Source organism: Streptomyces xanthophaeus (genome assembly GCF_000725805.1).
GTDB lineage: Bacteria > Actinomycetota > Actinomycetes > Streptomycetales > Streptomycetaceae > Streptomyces > Streptomyces xanthophaeus.
Genome location: NZ_JOFT01000012.1, coordinates 239,104 through 256,284, shown reverse-complemented (window position 1 = coordinate 256,284; position 17,181 = coordinate 239,104). Strand labels below are relative to the sequence as shown.

Genomic DNA, 17,181 nt, shown 5'->3' with positions numbered 1-17,181 from the left:
GCGGCCCTCGAGCCCGTATCCCTGCCGGGCCACTGCCGATCTTGGAGCATCCGATGGACATCAAGCTGGAACTGGTCGCCGTCCCCGTCACCGATGTCGACCGGGCCAAGGCCTTCTACGAGCGGATCGGCTTCACCGCCGACCACGACGTCACCGTGAGCGAGGACATCCGCTTCGTCCAGCTCACCCCGCCGGGTTCGGCCTGCTCGATCGCCGTGGGCAAGGGGCTCACCCGGATGACCCCGGGCTCCCTGGACAACCTGCAGGTCGTCGTCACCGACATCGAGGAGGCGTACGCCGACCTGCGGGCCCGCGGGATCGAGGTGACCGAGATCCAGGACATGCCGTGCGGCTGATTCGCTCATGACTAACCTACTCGAGGCCAGGCCATCCACGCCGCCTGGAGATGCCCACCGCCGACTCGCCCCTGGAGCGCGAACGAGCCCTTGGACCCGGCACCCTCCAGCCCCCGAGAACGGCTCTCCTACTGACATGAAGTCGGGGGCGCGCTGCCACTCCCCGACCGGCACCAGGCGAGTCTGGTCACAGCCACCTCCGGTAGGCCGGATCAGTAGTCCGCACCTATCCGCCCCAGACCAAGTAGCCTGCCCAGGATGGAAGCTGCGGATGGTTGGCGGGGCAGCCATTCGAGGCCTGGAGGGCCTTGGAGACAGAACTTCCATGGTTCCGGGAGGTGGGGGCAGTGGCCGGCAGTCGGAGTGACAGTGATGAAGTCAGCCCGGGAGCAGCCCGACCTGTCGGCTAGGGAGCGGCCCCTCCCAAGTCCGTGCACCGGCCCGCGAGGCCGAGGTGTGCAACGGCGCCGTCCCGGACAAGCTGTTCCTGCCCGGGCTGCTCCTGGCGCGCGTGCTCCCCGCCGACGCGGGGGGGGTCCGTGGTCGAGGTCTATCCGTCGCCGCTAGTCCTGGTGCTGCCTGCCGACGCGGGGGTGATCCCCGGGCCGTCCTCATGTCCTCCCCCTCCATGGGCGGCGGCCGGTCTTGGGCGTTTCCGAACGCGGGGTATCTCCAGAGGGCGGTCATCTCTGACCTCGCTCTGGGGGGAACCTGCTCCAGGTGAGGGCCGCCGCGGATAGGGACGCGGCAGCTCGTGCCAGCATGGGTGTACGGCTCAGACCCGGCCATCGTCGGTCGCCTCGGCATCCGCATCCGAACCGTGCGCGCCGCCCCCGCTCTACCCGGCTGCTGCTACTTGCGGACCGTGAAGCCCTGGTCGGCGCCGTACTTGGCGCTCGTCTTCTGCCAGGCCTCCAGCCCCTGGGTCAGGGTCGTCGAAGAGACGTACGCCTTGCCGACGGTGTCCTTGAACACGGAATTCGCATACACCTGGTAGGGCAGGTACGACCACCCCGTGCCCACGTCGCGAGCCGCGTCGGCCAGCACCTGGTTGGCCTGCTGCCCGCCGAAGTACGGGAAGGCGGTCTCCAGGAACGCCTTCGACTCCAGGTCCGCCCGCGTGGCGGGGAATGCCCCCTCCGCCACCCGGGCCGAGGCGCCCTCGCCGGTGGTCGCGTACTCGATGAAGGCGTAGGCCAGCGCCTTGTTCTTCGATGCCTTCGGCACGGCGAGGGAGCTCCCGCCGTTCTCGGCACCTGCCTTATCGCCCTTCGTCCACTGCGGGAGCGGCGCCACGCGCCAGTCCCCCGCCGCGCCGGGCGCACCCGAGGCGAAGTTGGCCGGCATCCAGGCTCCTATGGACAGGGTGGCGATGCTGCCGTCGGAGAGCCCCTTGTACCACTCGTCGCTCCAGGAACTGACGGGTGCGAGCAGGCGCTCGTCGAGCAGCTTCTGCCAGGTGCTCGTGTACTTCTGGGTCCCGGCGTCACCGAAGTCGATGCCGATCCCGGTGCCCTCCACCGTGTACGGGCGCCCGCCCGCCTGCCAGATGAGGCTGGTCGTCGCTCCGGCGTCCCCGGTGTCGTTCGTGATGAAGAGCTTCGGATCGGCCTTGTGCAGGGCGCGCGCCGCGTCGACGTACTCGTCCCAGGTGGTCGGGACGGCGACGCCGTGCCGGTCGAAGACCTTCTTGTTGTAGAACAGCGCCATGGGGCCCGAGTCCATGGGCAGGGCGTAGACGCCCTTGTCGTACTGCACCGCGCTCCAGGGCCCGGTCGTGAAAGCCTTGTCGTGAACGGCCGCGCCGTAGCCCGAGAGGTCCTCCAGGGACTTGCCGATGGCGAACTGACCGAGGGCGTAGTACTCGACCTGGGCCACGTCCGGGGCTCCCGACCCGGCCGCGACAGCGTTCTGCAGCGCCGTGTACTGCTTGTCGCCCGTACCGGCGTTGACCAGCTCGACGTCCACCTTCGGGTACTTCTTCTCGAAGTCGGCGGCCACCTTCTTCAAGGTGGGCTCCCAGGCCCACACCGTCACCTTGCCGCCCGCTTCGAGCGCGGACGCCACGTCCTTCACGTCGCTGCCGGACCCGGGGTCCGGCGAGCCGCAGGCGGTGGCACCCAGGGCCATGGCGCACGCCCCCACGACGGCGGCGAGGATCCGGCGGCTGCTGTTCGTTCTCATCGGTGGTGGCGCTCCTGATTCGGTGTGCGGAAAGGAGGGGCGGGCGGAAGTGCGGGAGAAGGTGCGGAGTCGGCCGGCCGGGTCATTCCTTGACGCTGCCGGCGGCAAGACCGGACTGCCAGTACCGCTGGAGGAGGAGGAAGATCACGACGACCGGCACGACGGTCAGCAGGGAGCCGGTGATGATGAGGTCGAAGACGGGCTCGCCCCCCGCGGTCCGGGCCTGGGCGCTCCACGCGTTGAGTCCCAGGGTGAGCGGGTACCAGTCCGGATCCTTGATCATGATCAGGGGCAGGAAGTAGTTGTTCCAGGTCGCGACCGTCGCGAAGAGCAGCACCGTGACGGTTCCCGGCATCAGCAGCGGCAGGGCGACGCGGAAGAAGATGCGCAGCTCGCCGGCGCCGTCGATCCGGGCGGCTTCGAGCAGTTCGGCGGGTACCGCCTCCGCCGTGAACACCCACATCAGGTACAGCCCGAAGGGTGAGACCAGGGAGGGGACGATCACGGCCCAGGGGGTGTTGGCCAGACCCATGCTGCTGAACATCAGGAACGTGGGCACGGCGAGGGCCGTTCCGGGGACGGCCACGGCTCCGATGACCACGGCGAACACGGCTCGGCGGCCGGGGAACTCGTAGACGGCCAGGGCGTATCCGCCGAGGACGGAGAGCAGCGTGGCTCCGCCGGCGCCGGCGACGACGTACAGCAGGGTGTTGAGCGTCCAGCGGACGAAGGCGCCGTCGTCGTAGGTGAGGGTGCGGGAGACGTTGTCCCAGAGGTGGAAGTCCTCGCCGAACCAGAGTCCGGAGGAACTGAAGAGGCCTGCCTGGTCCTTGGTGGCGTTGACGAGCAGCCACACCAGGGGAAGGAGGGTGTAGACCAGGACCGTCCCGGTCACCAGGGTCAGTGGGATGCTGGGTCTGGGGTTGAGCGGGGTGTGCGGGGTGCGGGCGGGCCTGCGCCGGCGCGGCGGCGCCTGCAGTGCGGTGGCCGGTGGCCGCCCGCCCGGTACGGGGGCTTCGGGGCCGGGGCCGGGGCGGGCGGAGCGCTCGGTCGTGCCGCCGGGGGCGCCCGCGGGGTCCATGTTCGTGATCATTCGCTCGTTCAGCCCTTCCGCATGCCGCGGAGCTGGACCGCGTAGGCGACGATCGCGGTGAGGACGCCCATGACGATGGCAACGGTCGCCGCGTAGTTGTGCTGTTGGCCCGAGAAGGCCAGTGAATAGGTGTAGAGGTTCGGGGTGTACGCGCTCGTGATCGCGTTGGGGGCGAGGTTCTGCAGGATGTTCGGCTCGTTGAACAGCTGGAAGCTGCCGATGATCGAGAAGATCGTCGCGATGACGAGAGCGCTGCGAATGGCCGGCAGCTTGATCGCGGTGACGGTCCGCCACTCCCCGGCGCCGTCGATCGCGGCCGCCTCGTAGAGGGAGCGCGGGACCACCTTCAGGGCGGAATAGAAGATGAGCGTGTTGTAGCCGACGAACTCCCAGGTCACGATGTTGCCTATGGAGGCCAGCACGAGTGACGGCGAGAGCGGATCGGGGAGGGAGAGGCCGAAGGCCTCGTTGATGTCGCCCACCAGGCCGAACCTCGTGCCGTAGATGAAGCCCCACATCAGGCTCGCCACCACGGCGGGGACGGCGTAGGGCAGGAACACCGCGACGCGGAAGAACGCCTTGCCGTACAGCCTGCCGCTGTCGATGGCGAGTGCGATCAGCAGGGCGATGCCCAGCATGACCGGCACCTGGACGAGGAGGAACAGCCCGACCCGGGCCGAGCCCTCCCAGAACTGCGGGTCGGTCAGGGCCCGGACGTAATTGTCCGCGCCCACGAAGGCCGTTCCACCGATGAGCCGGTCGCGCATCAGGCTGAGGTAGAACGCGTACCCGATGGGTGCGAGGAACACGAGCCCGAACACCGCCGCGAACGGTGCGACGAACCCCCAGCCGACGAGGGCGTTCCTGCGGGCGCGCGTCCGGGGGCGAGGACGGGGTCGGGAGACTGCTGTTGCCGGTGACGGCAGGAGCGTCATGGTGGGTCCTTGTGTCGGTGACCGGCAGGTCCGCAACGGAGGGGGAGGACGCCTCCGGGCCGAGAACGACCGCATGGGGCAAGACCTGATGAGAAATGTTTACGCAATCATCGGTGACGTGATGGTGACACTCCCCGTCGGGGAGCGTCAAGCATGCGGGGGAGCCCGTGGAGGGAAATCCGATGGCGGCGCGCATGCACCACACCGTCCACAGGCGGTGATTACTGCCGGAACGCTTGACAGGCCCGGAGGCGGCTTCCAGACTCGCAGCCAACCGCTTCGTGTTTACGTAAACATTACCGAGGCGACATCTCGGCTTGACCCAGCTCTGCTGTCGGCCCGCCGACGGCGGACCCCGCGCACATGCGCCCTCCCCCACCCGTCATCCGGCACGAGGTACCCATGAGACGTCAACTCACGTTCACCACGGCCTTGCTGGTCATGGTCACCGCTCTGATCGCGAGCCTCCTGGGAGGCCATGGCAGGGCCGAGGCCTCACCCGCCCCCGTCACCGTCACCAACGCGACGCAGTTCACCGATCCCTCCGGCAGGCCGGTCCACGCCCACGGTGGAGGGGTCGTCAAGGTGGACGAGTACTACTACTGGTTCGGCGAGGACCGCAATCCCGACAACAGCTTCCGGTACGTGTCGGCCTACCGGTCCAAGGACCTCAAGACCTGGGAGTTCCGCAACCACGTCCTGACCCAGGCCACCCACCCCGAACTGGCCGGCGCCAACATCGAACGTCCCAAGGTCATGTACAACCGCGCCACCGGCGAGTTCGTCATGTGGATGCACAAGGAGGGCAGCGCCACCGACTACAGCGAGGCCCGGGCCGCGGTGGCCGTGTCCTCCACCGTCGACGGCGACTACTCCTGGCGCGGGAGCTTCCGGCCCCTGGGCCACATGTCCCGGGACATCACCACCTTCGTCGACACCGACGGCACCGGCTACATGATCTCGGCCGCCAACGAGAACGCGGACCTGCACGTCTACCGGCTCGACGCGCGCTACACCGCCGTCGAGGCCCAGGTGCAGAAGCTGTGGGCCGGCCAATGGCGCGAGGCACCGGCCCTGTTCAAGCGCAACGGCGTCTACTTCCTGGTGACTTCGGGGGCCACCGGATGGTCCCCCAACCAGCAGAAGTACGGCACGGCAGACAGCATCACCGGCACCTGGGGTTCGCTGCGGGACCTGGGGGACGGCAGGACCTACCACTCACAGACGGCGTACGTACTGCCGGTCGAGGGCATGTCGGGCGTCACGACCTACATGTACATGGGCGACCGCTGGGGCAACTCGATGGGCGGCATGGTCAACGACTCCCAGTACATCTGGCTGCCGCTCACCTTCCCGACCAGCACGACCCTGTCCATGGAGTACTTCCCCCAGATCACCATCGCGGCCGAGGCGGGAACCGTCAGGGGCACCGGTGACTGGAAGACGCTGACCGCCGCGCACAGCGGCAAGTGCGCCGACGCCGCCGACTGGTCGGTGGCCGAGGGTGCCGCGCTGGTCCAGTGGACCTGTGCGGCCGGGAGCGTCAACCAGCAGGTGTGGTTCCAGGGCACCGGCGACGGGTCGGTCCGGATCGTGCTCCGCCACAGCGGGAAGTGCCTGACGGTCCGGGACGGGTCCCCCGACGACGGTGCAGTGGTCGTCCAGACCGCCTGCACGGACGCGCCCGGCCAGAAGTGGCGGACGGCCCGGGCCGGGACGGACGGCGGCATACAGCTCGTCGCCCGGCACAGCGGCAAGTGCCTCGACGTCACCAACCAGGCCCGGACGGACGGTGCGCCGCTCATCCAGTGGACGTGCAACTCCGGCGCCAACCAGACCTGGCGGCGCGCCGCCGCCTGACCTGCCCGGCGGGTCCCCGCCGTGCGGCGCGCGGACGTGCCCCGCGTACGGCGTGGGCACGTCCGCGGCGCTCACTCATCGGTGGGTCCGAGATCGGGGACGTCCCGGAAGACCGCCTCCCGGCCGCGGCCGGGGGCGTGCAGTTCGAGGACGACCACCTCGTTGCTGCCCGCACGCAGCACCGGCCCGGGCACGTACAGCGACCGCTGAGGCCCTCGGGACCAGTAGCGGCCGAGGGCGAACCCGTTGACCCACGCCATGCCCTTCGTCCAGCCGTCGAGGTGGAGGAAGGTGTCGGCCGGCCGGGCGACGTCGAAGGTGCCCCGGTAGAAGGCCGGGCCGACCGGCGTAGCCGTCCCGGCGCCGAACGGAAGGTCCGCGAGAGAGGCCAGCGGCAACGGCCGGCTCGTCCACCCTTCGAGCGGGGAACCGTTCAGCACGACGCCGGCGGGCAGGCCCTTGCGGTCATGGATGCCAGGGCCGTAGTTCACCCGGCCCTGGTTCTCCACGAGGATGCCGAGGACACTGCCCGGGCCCGGGACGGAGAACGTGAGGGCGTGCTCGTGCCCCTCGCGCTCCAATACGCCCACGGGCTGGCCGTCGAGGAAGACCTGGGCGCGGTCGCGCACCTCCGGCAGTTCCAGCAGTGCGGGACCGGCATCCGGCAAGGCGGCCTCGTACAGCACGAAGCCGAAATCCTGCCCGAGCTGCTCCATCGTCAGGGGCTGCCGCGCGGCCACGGCGTCCCCGAGGGCAGGCGCCCAGTCCAGCAGGCCGAGAGCGCCGGTCAGCCTCACCGCGCCCGAGGCGAACTTCTCCGTGCGCGCGGGCGGGAGTTCCGCCGGGACCGGGGCGTACTTGGCGATGACCTCGCGGAATGCGTGGAACTTCTCCGTCGGGTCGCCGGCTTCGTCCAGGGGGGCGTCGTAGTCGTACGAGGTCACGGTCGGCCGGTAGGTGTGCTTGTCGTTGGCACCGTTCGTGAAGCCGAAGTTCGTGCCGCCGTGGAACATGTAGAAGTTGACCGACCCGCCGGCCGCCAGGAGTTCGTCCAGCTCCTGTGCGGCCTGTTCGGCATCACGGACCACGTGCCTGCCGCCCCAGCGGTCGAACCAGCCGATCCAGAACTCCGTGCACAGCAGGGGTCCGGAGGGCCGCAGGGCCCGCAGTGCGGCGAGGTTCTGCGCCGAGCGGCTGCCGAAGTTCGCGGTCGCGAGGACTCCCGGCAGGGCGCCCCGTTCCAGGTCCGCGGGCTGGTCGCAGGTGAAGAGCGGTACGTCGACGCCGCAGCGCCGCAGGGAGTCCGCGAGGTGCTCCAGATAGGCGGTGTCGTCCCCGTAGGCCCCGTACTCGTTCTCCACCTGCACCGCGAGCACCGGCCCGCCCCGGCTCGCGAGCCGGGTGCCGAGCGGAGTCAGGAGCCGGTCGAAATAGTCGTCGACCGCGGCGAGGAAGCGGGGGTCGCGACTGCGGAGCCTGATGCCGGGTTCGGCCAGGAGCCACGAAGGCAGGCCTCCGCCCTCCCATTCGGCGCAGATGTAGGGGCCGGGACGCAGGAGTACGCGCAGTCCCTCGGCAGCGGCGAGATCGAGGAAGCCGGGCAGGTCGAGCTGCCCGTCCGTGCGGAACTCGTCGGGGCGTGGCTGGTGGAGGTTCCACGGTACGTACGTCTCCACCGTATTGAGCCCCATGAGGCGGGCCTTGCGCAGGCGGTCCCGCCAGTGGCCGGGATGGACGCGGAAGTAGTGGAGGCCACCGGAGAGGATGCGGAAGGGCTCGCCGTCGAGCCGGAATCCGTCGTCGTCGATCTGGAGAACGGGCATGCGGTCGTGCTCCTAGGCTGAAGGGTCAACGCGGGGCCGCGTGGCGGGGACCCCCTGCATGTTTGCGTAAACATATGCAGGGTCGCAACCCCTTCAGCGGTGTGCGGTGATTCGGCGGGCGGCAGCCGGCGGGCGGACGCGCCTACGGCTGGGTGTCGCCCAGGATCAACTGGCCCACCACATCGCCCAGGACGGAACGGGCCTGGTCTGCCAGCCCGTCGTCCGAGACGAAGTAGTCGATGTCCGAGAGCGTGATGAACTGGCTGAGGCCCACCACACCCCACTTGGTGTGATCGGCGACCACGGCCACCTGAGTGGCGGATGCGATCAGCGCGCGGTTGGTCTCGGCTTCCGCGAGGTTCGGGGTCGTGGCACCGGCGCGCTCGGAGACGCCGTGGGCCCCGATGAAGAGCAGGTCCACCTGGAGGGAGCGGATGGCCTGGTCCGCCAGCGGGCCGACCAAGGAGGCCGACTTCGTCGGAGTGCCACCGGTCAGGAGCAGGGTACGGCCCGTGGCACCGGCCGCCTCCGCCCCGGTGGGCCGCAGCAGCTCGGCGACCGGCAGCGAGTTCGTCACCACGGTCAGACCCTGGACGTCCCGCAGCCGGCTCGCCACCGCGTAGGAGGTCGTCCCTCCCGAGATGGCGACGACGCTGCCCGGCTTGACGAGGGCCGCCGCGGCCTCGGCCACCGCCGCCTTGGCCCGCGACTCCAGGCCGGCCTTGGTCTCGAAGGGCGGCTCGTCCCCCGTCGTGACCGAGGCCCGGATCGCGCCGCCGTGCACCTTGGACAGGGAGCCGCCGCGGGCCAGCACGTCCAGGTCGCGGCGGATCGTCATGTCGGAGACGCCCAGCTGCTCCACGAGTTCGGCCACGCGGACGGCTCCGTCACGGCGCACGATGTCGAGGATCAAGGCCCTCCGCTGAGGTGCAAGGCGCGCTGCGTCCGTCACGATCTCGTCCCTGCTCCTCTGCCGGCCGTGTGCGGAGTGGGAACACACGGCAACCCTCACAGACGAACAGTCTACGTCTCCGCTCCCCGGCGGCCCGAGCCTCTGCGGCTCCTCATGCGACGCGCCGGGCACCGGGCGCCGGTGCCACCTGGAACAGGTGCGGCTCCTGGTAGCCGGCGTCGCGGAAGGCTCCCGTGACGGCGGCGCCCAGCGCGTCCGCGCGCTCGTCGTCCACCAGCACGACGACGGATCCGCCGAAACCGCCCCCGGTCATGCGCGCCCCCAGCGCGCCCGCCTCCAGGGCCGTGTCCACCACGAGGTCCGTCTCGGCACACGAGATCCGGTAGTCGTCCCGCAGCGAGGCGTGCCCTGCCGAGAGGATCGGGCCCAGCGCCGCGACGCGCTCCGCCCGCAGGTGGGATACGGCCTCGGCGACCCGCGCGTTCTCGGTCACCACGTGCCGGACCAGAGGCACCAGGTGCGCGGGCAGCAGCGGTTCGGCACGGGCCAGGTTCGCGGGCGCGAGGTCCCGGAGCGCCGCCAGGCCGAGCAGCCGGGCGGCCTTCTCGCACCCGGCCCGCAGCGCGGCGTACGCACCGTCGCCGAGGTCGTGCTTGACGCGGGTGTCGACCACCAGCAGGCGCATCCCCTGCTCCTCCGGGGCGAACGGAACCTGCTCGTGGACCCCTGCGCGGAAGTCCAGGTGCAGGGCTGAGCCGGCCGTGCAGCAGGCGGAGGCCATCTGGTCCATCGCCCCGCACGGGACGCCCGCGAAGCCGTTCTCCGCCCGCTGGGCGATCAGGGCGAGCTCCGGAGCGCCGAGGCCGAGCCCGTAGAGGTCGCCGTAGGCGACGGCGACGGCGCACTCGAGCGCGGCGGAGGACGACAGGCCCGCGCCCGCGGGGACCGTGCTGTCGAAGTGGAGATCGGCGCCCCCGACCCGGTGGCCGGCCTCGCGCAGCGCCCAGACGACCCCGGCCGGGTAGGCGCCCCACGTGGTGACGACTCCGGGCACCAGGTCGGCGACGGCGAGGTCGACGACCGGGCCGTCGCCCTGCGCGCTGTGCAGCCTCAGCCGTCCGTCCCGCCGCCGCCGCGCTGCGAGGAAGGTGTTCTGGGGTATGGCGATGGGCAGCGCGAAGCCGTCGTTGTAGTCGGTGTGTTCGCCGATCAGGTTGACCCGGCCGGGAGCTGCCCACACTCCGTCCGGGTAGGCGCCGAAGATGCGGCGGAAGGCCTCGTTCACTCGTTCTCCTCATCGAGGGCGAAGGCCCAGGCGTCGGCGACCATGGAGTCCAGCCCGGTGTGGCGCGGGCGCCAGCCGAGCAGGTCGTGTGCGCGGGTGGCGGAGGCGACGAGCACCGTCGGGTCGCCGGGGCGGCGCGGCCGGACGACGACGGGGACCGTACGGCCCGTGACCCGCCGGACGGAGTCGATCACTTCCAGGACCGTGAAGCCCTCACCGTTGCCCAGGTTGCAGATCAGGTGCTCGCCGGGGCGCGCCGTGTCCAGGGCGAGCAGATGGGCCGCGGCGAGGTCGGACACGTGGAGGTAGTCCCGTACACAGGTTCCGTCGCGCGTGGGGTAGTCGTCGCCGTGGACCTCGATGTGCGGGCGCCGCCCCAGGGCCACTTGGAGGACGAGCGGGATGAGGTGCGTCTCGGGGTCGTGGCGCTCGCCGTGGTGCGCATGGGCGCCCGCGACGTTGAAGTACCGCAGGGACACGGCGGCCAGCCCGTGGGCGGCGGTCTCGCCGGTGATCAGGTGGTCGACGGCGAGTTTGGTCGCCCCGTAGGGACTGGTGGGCGCGGTGCGGGCGCGGTCGGCGATCGGCAGCTGTTCGGGTTCGCCGTACACGGCAGCGGTCGAGGAGAACACCAGGGTGCGCACGCCCGCCCGGCGCATGGCAGTGATCAGTTCCAGCGAACCCTGCACGTTGTTGCGCCAGTACTTCTCCGGGTCGCGGACGGACTCGGCCACCTGGGAGGACGCGGCGAAGTGCAGCACTCCGTCGTAGCCGCGGTCCAGGAGGTCGGCGGCCCGCGCGACTGCTCCACGGACGAATTCGGCGCCTGCGGGAACGGCATGCGCCGTCCCGGTCGACAGGTCGTCGAGGACCGTCACGCGGTGGCCGGCTTCGAGGAGGTGGGCCGTGACCACGCTGCCGACGTAGCCGGCTCCACCGGTCACGAGGTACCTGCTCATGCTGCGGCCTCCCGCAGGCGTTCGGCCGCGGCCTCGGGCGCCACGTCGTTGACGAAGGAGTCCATGCCCGATTCGACCCCGGCGAGGAACTTGAGCTTGCCGGCCGATCTGCGGACGGTGAACAGCTCCAGGTGCAGGGCCAGTTCCTGTCCCCCGGACTTCGGCGCCTGGTGCCAGGCGGAGATGTAGGGGGTGGGAACGGCCGTCACCGCATCCCCCTGCTGGAGGAACAGCCGGTCGAACCGGCGCAGCAGGTCCAGGTACATGCCGGGGAACTCGGCGCGTTCGGCCTCCGTGAGACGGGTGAGGTCGGGGACGCGGCGGTGGGGGTAGAGGTGGACCTCGTAGGGCCAGCGGGCGGCGTAGGGGACGAAGGCCGTCCAGTGCTCGCCGGCGAGGACGACCCGCGAGGTCGCGGCACGGGCCTCGGCCAGCAGGTCCTCGAAGAGGTTCCCTCCGGTGACGGTTCGGTGCGTGTCCGCGACCGCGATCATCTTGGCGGTCCGCGGCGGGATGAAGGGGAAGGCGTAGACCTGCCCGTGCGGGTGCGCGAGGGTGACGCCGATCTCCGCTCCGCGGTTCTCGAAGCAGTACACCTGCTCCACCCCGGGCAGGGCGGAGAGCCGTTCGGTGCGGTCCGCCCAGGCGTCGAGGACGAGGCGGGCCCGGTCCTCGGTCAGGTCGGCGAAGCTCGCGTCGTGCTCGGGGGTGAAGCACACGACTTCGCAGCGGCCGAGGCGTCCTGCCAGGGAGGGGAAGCGGTTCTCGAACACGGCCACGTCGTAGTCCCCCGCCGGGATCTCGCTGTGGTGTCCGTCCCAGGAAGGGCACAGGGGGCAGGCGTCGGTGGGCGGGTGGTGGATACGGCCCTGCCGGTGCGAGGCGATCGTGACCCAGTCACCGGTCGCCAGGTCGAGCCGCAGCTCGGGCCTGCTCTCGACGGGCTCCAGCAGGCGGCGGTCGACCGTGTCGCGTTCCGCGCTCTCGTCGAGGTCGTAGTAGACCAGTTCGCGGCCGTCCGCGAGCTTCGTGGTGGTTCTCTTCACGGAAACGTGCCCGTCTCTCGAAGGGGGGCGGCTGCGGCAGCCATACATCGACAAGAGTAAACATGAATCAACTAAAGTCAACGCCAGGATACGTCGAGGCACGGCAGCGCTGCGTCCACGACCGGCGCGACGGGCAGGGCATGTCGACGCTCGCATCACCCTGCACCCCACGCCCTTCGCCCTACGCGCACAAGTGGCCTATGCCGTAAGGGACTTCGATCAGAGTGGGTACCGGCATTTCTTGACACGCATCTGCGGTGTGGCCAAACTGTCCGCACCCCCGCCCATGAACGTAGAAAGTATTGTTTTTCTCGTCTGGGAACGACATGGGGGCAACGGTGCCGAATGCACCGGTGGTTTACGCGCGAAGGCGGGCGATGGGCAGAACCACGGCAGTATCGGCCGCAACCGCATGCATTCCCACGGGTGGCCGACCGTGACGTCGGTCCTGCTGGTGGCGGACGACGCCCCGCTGCGCGAAGCCACCTCGCTCGCCCTGAAACGCTACGGGTACGAGGTACACACCGCCGTCGACGGCATCGACGGCTGGGCGCGGTTCAGGGGGCCCTCGGCCCCGACGTCACGGTCGTGGACGCCGTACTGCCGGGCCTCGACGACCTGAGTCTGGTGCACCTCATCCGCACGGCGAGCCCTCTGCCCGTGCTGGTCGTCTCCGCGCGGACCGATCCGGTGGACATCGTGCTCGGGCTGGAGGCGGGCGCGGACGACTACCTCACCAAGCCGTTCGAGGTCCCCGTCCTGGTGGCCCGCATCCGGGTACACGTACAGCGGCTGCGCCACATGATCGGCCGCGAGCGCATCACCACCGTGCGCGGATTCGGCTACCGCTTCCAACCCTGACGTCCGGCCTAGTGACTTCCGGCCAGGATCAGTCGGCCGACGTTCTCGCCGAGGACGGCACGTGCCTGTGTGCCGAGACCCTCGTCGGACACGAAGTAGTCGATCTCGGAGAGCTCGGCGAACCGACTCAGACCGACGATGCCCCACTTGCTGTGATCGGCCACCACGGCCAGCTGCGTGGCGGCGGATATCAGGGCGCGGTTGGTCTGCGCCTCCGCGAGGTTCGGAGTGGTCACCCCGGCGCGTTCGGAGACGCCGTGGGCGCCGACGATCAGCAGGTCGACCTGCAGGGACCGGATCGCCTGATCCGCCAACGGGCCGACCAGAGAGGCCGACTTCGTGGGGGCGCCCCCCGTGACCAGCACCGTCGGGCCGGCGGCCCCGTCCTTGCTCTCCGAGGGCCTCAGCAGCTCGGCCACGGGCAGGGAGTTGGTCACCACCGTCAACCCGGCGATGTCGCGCAGCCGGTGGGCGACGGCGTACGTCGTGGTGCCTCCGGAGATCGCCACGACGCTGCCGGGCTTGACCAGTTCGGCGGCCGCGTCGGCGACCGCTGCCTTGGCCGCCGACTCGAGGGCGGACTTGGCTTCAAAACCCGGCTCGTCGGCAGTGGTCCCCGAGGTGCTCACCGCCCCGCCGTGCACCTTCTCGACGGACCCGGACCTGGCCAGTACGTCCAGGTCGCGGCGGATGGTCATGTCGGAGACCCCGAGCTGTTCCACGAGCGCAGCCACGCGCACCGCCCCCTTGCGGCGCACGATGTCGAGAATCAGTTCTCTCCGCTGGGCCGCCAGCGGTCCCGGCTCCGCCACAATCCCACCCGATCATCTCTAGCGAATTACAGACGAGGAGCAATTGTACACTGCACCCATTACGGGGATACAAGAGAGCCGCAGGGTCGTCCCGGGTCGAACCCGCGTTCCGGTGGGCGCCTTTCCCTGCTTTTGTACCCGCTTGAGAAATAGGGGCGCACACGTCTGCCCCATGCCCCATGCGATTGATTGCGTTTCAGCGCCCGAAGCCGATCTACCTCCCTATTTTTCTCCTTTTTCGCCCTGCCTCTCGGGCAGTCCGACGAGGCCCGTCCCTTTCGGGACGGGCCTCGGTACGCGGACCGCGGGCTGTCAGTGGGGCAGTCCGACGGCGCGTTCGCCGCTGCGGCGTTGCTGGATGACGACGGCGGCAACGAGGAGGGCCCCCTGGGCGACGTTCTGCCAGAAGGTGTTGATGCCCTCGACGGTGAGGCCGTTCTCCAGTGCGCCGAGGAGGGCGACGGCCAGGAGGGTGCCGCCGATGCCTCCCTTGCCGCCCTTGAGCGCGCACCCGCCGAGCGCCGCCGCGGTGATCGCCTTGAGCTCGAGGCCCTCGCTGCCGGAGACGGGCTGTCCCGAGCCGGTCCGGGCGGTCAGCAGGATGCCCGCGACGGCCGCGACGATGCCGATCAGGGCGTAGACGGCCACCAGGTACTTGTTGATGTTGATGCCGGCCAGCCGGGCCGCGGTGTCGTTGCCCCCGATGGCATAGAGGTTGCGGCCGATGTCGGTGTACTTGAGCATGACGTGCACGGCCAGCGCGACGACCACCAGGATCCAGATCATCACCGGAACCCCCGCGATCTTCCCCCGCCCCAGGAAGATGAAGAACGGGTCGTTGAGGACGTAGCCCTGAGCACGGCCGCCCGAGACGAGCTGGGCCACGCCCTTGTAGGCGGCCAGGCCCGCGAGCGTCGCGATGGTGGGGTTGACCCGCCCGTAGACGATGGCGATGCCGTTGACCACGCCGACGAGGATCCCGACGCCAATCGCGGCGAGAAGTCCGAGATAGGGGTTGGATCCGGCGGAGGTGAAGACCATGGCGCTCACCACGGAGGCCAGGCCGGCCTGGGATCCGACGGAGATGTCGAGCCCGCCGCAGATGATGACGACCGTCTGCACGATGGCGAGCAGACCGGTGATCGTCACGGCTTCGCCGATGACCTGGATGTTGGAGATGCTGAGGAAGTTGTCGTTGAGCGTGCCGAACAGGGCCAGCACCACGGCGAGGGCACCGATCAGGCTGAGGTTCTGACCGCCCAGCGCTGAGAGCAGGGACCGTGCCGGTTTGCGCACCGGCGCGGGGATGTCTTCGGTCGTCGTCGGCGTCTGGGTGGTGGTCATCGAACGTCTCCATCGGCGGAGTCGGTGTGCGGTCGGTCGGATGCGTCGGGCGTGACGAGGGCGAGGTCGTCGGCCATGGCGAGGTTGAGGATCGTTTCCTCGGTCGCCTGCCCGCGGCTGAGTTCGCCGGTGATGCGGCCGTTCTGCATCACGACGACCCGGTCGGCGAGGCCCAGGACCTCGGGCAGTTCCGAGGAGATCACCAGCAGGGCGACCCCCTCCCGGGCGAGGTCGGCGATGATGCGGTATATCTCCGCCTTGGCACCGATGTCGATGCCGCGCGTGGGCTCGTCGAGGATGAGGACCTTCGGCTTGCGCAGGAGCCACCGGGCGAGGACGACCTTCTGCTGGTTCCCGCCCGACAGCTTGCGCACCTCGTGCTCGATCGAGGGGGTACGCACCCGCAGCCGGTCGGAGAAGTCCTGGGCCACCGCCCTCTCCTGACCGCTCCGGACGAACCGCCACCGGCGCAGCCGGTCCAGGCTCACCAGGGAGGTGTTGTCCCGGATGGAGCGGTGGAGGAAGAGCGCTTGCGCCTTGCGCTCCTCGGGGGCGAGCCCGATGCTCGCCCGGATGGCGTCCTTGGGGCTGCGCAGGCGCAGGGGCCGGCCGTTCACCGAGACGCGGCCCGACCGGATCGGCCGGTCACCCGCGAGGGCGAGAGCCAGCTCGGACCGGCCTGCGCCCATGAGTCCGGCGAGGGCGACCACTTCTCCGGCGCGGACGTGGAGGTCGATGCCGCGGACGTCGTCCGTCGTGACGTCCTCCAGTTGCAGGACCACTTCGTCGCGGGCCACGTCCTGGCGTACGAACAGGGAGGACAGGTCACGCCCGACCATCAGGCGGACGACTTCGCCCTCGTTGGTGTCGCGGGCTTCGAGCACACCGGCGACGGTCCCGTCGCGCAGGACCGCGATGCGGTCCGCGAGACGGAATATCTCCTTCATGCGGTGCGAGACGTAGATGACCGCGATGCCCTGGTCGCGGAGCCGGTCGATCAGGGCGAAGAGCGCCTCCACCTCGTTCTCGGAGAGCGAGGATGTGGGCTCGTCGAAGGCGATGACCTTGGCGTCGCCCGTCAGCGCGCGCAGGATCTCCACCAACTGACGTTGGGCCGGAGTCAGTTCGGAGCCCAGCTGGTCAGGATGGATGACCTTCTCGAAGCCGAGGCGGGCCAGGTCGGCGGTGATGCGGCGGCGGAGCTCGGCACGGTCGAGGCGGCGCCCCGCACGGCGCGGCAGGGACCCCGCGTACACGTTCTCGGCGACCGAGACGTGCGGGATGATCTCGGGTTCCTGAGGGATGATGCGGATCCCGGCCGCGCGCGCGTCGTGCGGTGAGGACAAGGTGCGCGGGCGCCCGTCCCACACGATGCTTCCTTCGGTGGGCTGGTGGTCACCGGTGAGGATCTTCAGGAGCGTCGACTTGCCCGCGCCGTTCTCGCCCATGAGGGCCGTCACCTGTCCCCGGGGGAAGGAGAGGGTGACACCGTCGAGCGCCTGTACGGCACCGAAGCGTTTGGTGACGTTCTCCACGGCGATCTCTTCGCCGGGGTACGGGGTGGGGCCGGCGGCAGTGGGCGGTTCTGTGTCGCCTGTGGTCATAGGGGCCTCGCAAGCTGAGGAGTGCGTGTGCCGGCTCAGCGACGCTGCTGGTCGGCGGTGGTCGGAACGGGGACGGCCGGTGGTGCGGCGGCCGCCCCCGTCCTGG

General features: G+C 70.0%; 15 protein-coding genes. 4 read left to right on the top strand and 11 right to left on the bottom strand.

Features of this window, described 5'->3' with window-relative positions; translation table 11 throughout:
- Positions 1-53 precede the first annotated feature (53 nt).
- On the top strand, positions 54-356 hold the full coding sequence (locus IO30_RS0107040; protein ID WP_031140376.1) for a VOC family protein: 303 nt from the start codon (positions 54-56) through the stop codon (positions 354-356).
- Positions 357-1,208: 852 nt separating this feature from the next.
- Here IO30_RS0107040 and IO30_RS0107035 read toward each other — a convergent pair.
- From IO30_RS0107035 to IO30_RS0107025, 3 genes are all read right to left on the bottom strand, one after another.
- On the bottom strand, positions 1,209-2,540 hold the full coding sequence (locus IO30_RS0107035) for an ABC transporter substrate-binding protein (RefSeq protein WP_031140374.1): 1,332 nt from the start codon (positions 2,538-2,540) through the stop codon (positions 1,209-1,211).
- A gap of 82 nt (positions 2,541-2,622) precedes the next feature.
- A complete protein-coding gene (locus IO30_RS0107030; RefSeq protein WP_078904587.1) occupies positions 2,623-3,633 on the bottom strand; it encodes a carbohydrate ABC transporter permease in 1,011 nt (336 codons plus the stop codon).
- Between the two features lie 8 nt (positions 3,634-3,641).
- Positions 3,642-4,568, bottom strand: coding sequence for a carbohydrate ABC transporter permease (locus IO30_RS0107025; RefSeq protein WP_031140370.1), 927 nt, complete (start codon positions 4,566-4,568; stop codon positions 3,642-3,644).
- A gap of 402 nt (positions 4,569-4,970) precedes the next feature.
- Here IO30_RS0107025 and IO30_RS0107020 point away from each other — a divergent pair, with 402 nt between their 5' ends.
- Positions 4,971-6,428: an RICIN domain-containing protein gene (locus tag IO30_RS0107020; protein ID WP_031140368.1), complete on the top strand. Its 1,458-nt coding sequence runs from the start codon at positions 4,971-4,973 to the stop codon at positions 6,426-6,428.
- A 71-nt stretch (positions 6,429-6,499) separates the two neighbouring features.
- Here IO30_RS0107020 and IO30_RS0107015 read toward each other — a convergent pair whose 3' ends face one another.
- The 5 genes from IO30_RS0107015 to galT form a co-directional block, all read right to left on the bottom strand.
- Positions 6,500-8,251, bottom strand: coding sequence for a glycoside hydrolase family 35 protein (locus IO30_RS0107015; RefSeq protein ID WP_031140366.1), 1,752 nt, complete (start codon positions 8,249-8,251; stop codon positions 6,500-6,502).
- A 142-nt stretch (positions 8,252-8,393) separates the two neighbouring features.
- Entirely contained in the window at positions 8,394-9,203 is an 810-nt protein-coding gene (locus tag IO30_RS0107010) for a DeoR/GlpR family DNA-binding transcription regulator (protein WP_031140364.1), read from the bottom strand.
- A gap of 112 nt (positions 9,204-9,315) precedes the next feature.
- On the bottom strand, positions 9,316-10,449 hold the full coding sequence (gene galK, locus IO30_RS0107005; protein WP_031140362.1) for a galactokinase: 1,134 nt from the start codon (positions 10,447-10,449) through the stop codon (positions 9,316-9,318).
- Positions 10,446-11,408 carry a UDP-glucose 4-epimerase GalE gene (gene galE, locus IO30_RS0107000; protein WP_031140360.1) on the bottom strand — a complete coding sequence of 321 codons (963 nt, stop codon included), beginning with the start codon at positions 11,406-11,408 and terminating at the stop codon, positions 10,446-10,448. The genes galK and galE overlap by 4 nt, the downstream gene beginning before the upstream one ends.
- Positions 11,405-12,454, bottom strand: a complete 1,050-nt coding sequence (gene galT / locus IO30_RS0106995; protein ID WP_031140358.1) for a galactose-1-phosphate uridylyltransferase — start codon at positions 12,452-12,454, stop codon at positions 11,405-11,407. Before galT ends, galE begins: the two co-directional genes overlap by 4 nt.
- 436 nt (positions 12,455-12,890) lie before the next feature.
- Here galT and IO30_RS47585 point away from each other — a divergent pair, with 436 nt between their 5' ends.
- Positions 12,891-13,076 (top strand): response regulator transcription factor, encoded by a 186-nt coding sequence (locus IO30_RS47585; RefSeq protein WP_051901977.1) that lies wholly within the window; start codon positions 12,891-12,893, stop codon positions 13,074-13,076.
- Positions 13,043-13,315 (top strand): response regulator transcription factor, encoded by a 273-nt coding sequence (locus IO30_RS47580; protein ID WP_051858996.1) that lies wholly within the window; start codon positions 13,043-13,045, stop codon positions 13,313-13,315. The genes IO30_RS47585 and IO30_RS47580 overlap by 34 nt, the downstream gene beginning before the upstream one ends.
- Before the next feature lie 8 nt (positions 13,316-13,323).
- Here IO30_RS47580 and IO30_RS0106985 read toward each other — a convergent pair whose 3' ends face one another.
- The 3 genes from IO30_RS0106985 to IO30_RS0106975 form a co-directional block, all read right to left on the bottom strand.
- Positions 13,324-14,130, bottom strand: coding sequence for a DeoR/GlpR family DNA-binding transcription regulator (locus IO30_RS0106985; protein WP_373316510.1), 807 nt, complete (start codon positions 14,128-14,130; stop codon positions 13,324-13,326).
- Between the two features lie 309 nt (positions 14,131-14,439).
- A complete protein-coding gene (locus tag IO30_RS0106980; RefSeq protein ID WP_031140354.1) occupies positions 14,440-15,471 on the bottom strand; it encodes an ABC transporter permease in 1,032 nt (343 codons plus the stop codon).
- Complete coding sequence (locus IO30_RS0106975; RefSeq protein ID WP_031152845.1) at positions 15,468-17,075, bottom strand: sugar ABC transporter ATP-binding protein; 1,608 nt, start codon at positions 17,073-17,075, stop codon at positions 15,468-15,470. The genes IO30_RS0106980 and IO30_RS0106975 overlap by 4 nt, the downstream gene beginning before the upstream one ends.
- Positions 17,076-17,181: the final 106 nt, after the last annotated feature.

Excerpts from the sequence above, each read along its gene's own strand:
- IO30_RS0107035 (WP_031140374.1), bottom strand. The coding sequence starts at position 2,540 with ATGAGAACGAACAGCAGCCGCCGGATCCTCGCCGCCGTCGTGGGGGCG.
- IO30_RS0107030 (WP_078904587.1), bottom strand. The coding sequence starts at position 3,633 with ATGATCACGAACATGGACCCCGCGGGCGCCCCCGGCGGCACGACCGAG.
- galE (WP_031140360.1), bottom strand. The coding sequence starts at position 11,408 with ATGAGCAGGTACCTCGTGACCGGTGGAGCCGGCTACGTCGGCAGCGTG.
- IO30_RS0107025 (WP_031140370.1), bottom strand. The coding sequence starts at position 4,568 with ATGACGCTCCTGCCGTCACCGGCAACAGCAGTCTCCCGACCCCGTCCT.
- IO30_RS0107040 (WP_031140376.1), top strand. The coding sequence starts at position 54 with ATGGACATCAAGCTGGAACTGGTCGCCGTCCCCGTCACCGATGTCGAC.
- IO30_RS0107020 (WP_031140368.1), top strand. The coding sequence starts at position 4,971 with ATGAGACGTCAACTCACGTTCACCACGGCCTTGCTGGTCATGGTCACC.
- IO30_RS0106980 (WP_031140354.1), bottom strand. The coding sequence starts at position 15,471 with ATGACCACCACCCAGACGCCGACGACGACCGAAGACATCCCCGCGCCG.
- IO30_RS0106975 (WP_031152845.1), bottom strand. The coding sequence starts at position 17,075 with ATGACCACAGGCGACACAGAACCGCCCACTGCCGCCGGCCCCACCCCG.
- IO30_RS0107015 (WP_031140366.1), bottom strand. The coding sequence starts at position 8,251 with ATGCCCGTTCTCCAGATCGACGACGACGGATTCCGGCTCGACGGCGAG.